Annotated in this window: 1 pseudogene; it reads left to right on the plus strand. The window is 45.5% G+C overall.

The annotated features are described in order from the left end of the window. Positions 1–290, plus strand: a pseudogene (locus tag AACV33_RS06240) (hypothetical protein); the annotation flags it as partial.

The following is a 290-nucleotide window of genomic DNA, read 5'->3' on the forward strand; positions in this document are numbered from 1 at the left end:
TAGTGGTAACACCTCTCGATTTGATGGCAGTCAAAAAGTGACGTTAGTACTAAGTAATTCAAAGGATGCACAAACGGAAACCGTGGAAGCTAATGTTCAAAGTGATGGCAGTTGGAGTATGGCTGCTCAAGATTTAACAGGTTGGCCTGATGGTGAAGTAACAGTGACAGTCACTGGTTCAAATCAACACGGTATTGCTGCTGAAGCGGTGACAGAGACGGCGACACTTTCGACAGCGAAACCAACATTAATATCAGTGGTATCAAACCCGACATCGGGTAAAGCAGGCG

Source organism: Aliivibrio sp. SR45-2 (genome assembly GCF_963890165.1).
Taxonomy (GTDB): domain Bacteria; phylum Pseudomonadota; class Gammaproteobacteria; order Enterobacterales; family Vibrionaceae; genus Aliivibrio; species Aliivibrio salmonicida.